Raw genomic sequence first — 645 nt, 5'->3', positions numbered from 1 at the left:
CATGTACAGGATCTTTAGCTACAACCAATTGAAATAGATAGAAAAAAGGCTTCGTTTGTGATCTGATTTAATCGCAAAAAAAAACCGACACGCCCGAAGCCATGACTATTATCAATGCAACCCAGTACCTCAAGCAACTTCTTAGCTCTTCTGAACTCAACCGGATCGGTAAATTTACCGGTTTTTGTCAGCGACTCCGGGATATCCAGCCTGCGAGACTACTCCCGGCTCTGCTCTCAGGGCTTGGTTGCGACAAGGTGGATGGTATTGCTGGTTTGCATCGCCATTTCAATGCGTTGCAGCTCCATGATACTGACCAAATAGCGTATAAACCCTTTCACAACCAGTTACGCAAGCAGGGTTTTCCCTTGTTCATGCGCGCACTGGTTGAACGAGCCATCGCCTTACGCCTCAAGGAGTGTCTACCGGACGCCCACGGACTGGCAGGCTTTGAGCAGGTACTGCTGCAGGACGGGTCGTCATTCGCGTTACATCCGCAATTGGCAGAACATTTCCCGGGCCGATTCAATAAGCACAGCCCCGCTGCGGTAGAGTGTCATATGACCATGTCCTTGCTGGACCAGTCGCCGATATCGATGAGTATCACGGCGGATACCGAATCGGAGCGCAAGCATCTTCCGGCCG

General features: G+C 51.0%; 1 pseudogene. It reads left to right on the top strand.

The features are described 5' to 3' along the window. Positions 1-101: 101 nt before the first annotated feature. Positions 102-645, top strand: a pseudogene (locus OKC40_RS22805) (IS4-like element ISApu2 family transposase); the annotation flags it as partial.

Source organism: Aeromonas sp. QDB11, assembly GCF_027705265.1.
Taxonomy (GTDB): Bacteria; Pseudomonadota; Gammaproteobacteria; order Enterobacterales; family Aeromonadaceae; genus Aeromonas; species Aeromonas allosaccharophila.
Note: the sequence above shows the minus strand (reverse complement) of the source record. Positions and strands in the feature narration are given on the sequence as shown.